Here is a 1,586-nt window from a genome sequence, read left to right as displayed (position 1 = left end):
CAACCATTTCCTCCTGGCTTTTGAAGTAATGCTGTGCGGTCAGGCGGCGGCGCGGTTCCGACTGGTCGACATAGGCGCCCTCGGCGATACAGATCATCGCATCATGGGCCTCAAACATCTCGGTGTTGGGGAAATAGACGTCGTTGGTCGCAACCAGCGGCAGCTCCATCGCATAGGCCATCTCCACATGGCCGCGCTCGGTCAGCTTCTCCGCCTCCGGCTGGCCATGCTCGCCCGGGTGGCGCTGCAGCTCCACATACAGCCGGTCCGGAAAGATCCGCTTCAGCTGCTGCATCAGCGCCTGCGCCGCCGGCCGCTGGCCCTGCTGAAGCAGTTTCCCCACCGGTCCGTCCGGCCCGCCGGACAGGCAGATCAGCCCGGCGCTGTTTGCTTCCAGATCGTCCAAGGTGACCTGCGGCAGCTGCCCGCCCTTGTCCACATAAAGGCAGGACGACAGCCGCATCAGCCCCTCATAGCCCGCTTCGCTCTGCGCCAGCAGCACCAGGGGCGCGGGCAGCTTCGGCTTGCCGCCCGGCTCTGCCTCCTGAAAGGTCAGATCGACCTGGCAGCCCAATATCGGCTGAATACCTGCACCGGACAGCGTCACCGAAAACTCCAGCGCCGAGAACATGGCATTGGTATCGGTCACCGCGATCGCGGGCATGCCGTGGTTCCTGCACAGGTCCGGCAGCTTTTTCAGCCGCAGGGCCCCTTCCAGCAAGGAGTATTCGGTATGGGTGCGCAGATGAATGAATCGGGGAGAGCTTGTCATGCCGCCACGCTATCGTATTGCCGCGATGCGGTAAAAGGGCGAACTGCGCGCCCACCCCCCTTAAAAACCATCATGGTGACTCCCGCATTTTATCCATTTTGTTGAAACTCTTTCTCCGGCAGAGCAACGGGTGCTTTGAATGGCGCAGGCAAAACATCATAAAATGAGCGCCATACCCGCGGCCGGCGCAATTTTCTTACGCTGATAAATACTGCAGTGCGGCGGCGGTTTTTCTTGCTTTGACAAGGGGCTGCTCCCTAGGCTGGTGTCAGCAAGCAATAATCAGCCCGCCTCTCCTTCTACGCCGCATCGAAGGAAGGCACATCGGGTCAACGGGGTAACGCGGCGGGTCTCGGGAAGATGGCACTCACCTTTCGTCTGAATGGTGACGACGTTCTGATCGAAAACGCAGACCCAACGTCCACGCTGCTGGACTGGCTGCGCGACGTCAAAGGTCTCACCGGCACTAAAGAAGGCTGCAACGAAGGCGATTGCGGCGCCTGCACCGTCATGGTCACCGATAAACGCGGCTCAAAGGCACTGAACGCCTGCATCCTGTTCCTGCCGCAACTGCATGGCAAATCCATCCGCACCGTCGAAGGCGCGGCAGGACCCGGCGGCAGCCTGCATCCCGTGCAGCAGGCGATGGTGGACCATCACGGCAGCCAATGCGGATTTTGCACCCCCGGCTTCATCATGTCGATGGTGACCGCCCACACCAACGGCGCCACCGATTTTGACGACCAGCTGGCCGGCAACCTCTGCCGCTGCACCGGCTACGCCCCGATCATCCGCGCCGCCGAGGCCGCCCGCA

The 1,586-nt window shown here is 61.8% G+C and carries 2 protein-coding genes; one reads left to right on the top strand and one right to left on the bottom strand.

From position 1 onward, the window contains the following. Positions 1-772: PHP domain-containing protein (locus VOI29_RS24440; protein ID WP_323784482.1), on the bottom strand; the 772-nt coding region annotated here is incomplete at its 3' end. A 360-nt stretch (positions 773-1,132) separates the two neighbouring features. On the opposite strand from VOI29_RS24440, the gene VOI29_RS24435 reads away from it, so the two are divergent. Next, on the top strand, positions 1,133-1,586 hold a 454-nt coding region (locus VOI29_RS24435; protein ID WP_323784481.1), incomplete at its 3' end, for a 2Fe-2S iron-sulfur cluster-binding protein.

The sequence above is a fragment of the Leisingera sp. genome (assembly GCF_034669605.1).
Taxonomy (GTDB): Bacteria; Pseudomonadota; Alphaproteobacteria; order Rhodobacterales; family Rhodobacteraceae; genus Leisingera.
This window is presented reverse-complemented; position numbering and strand designations above follow the sequence as displayed.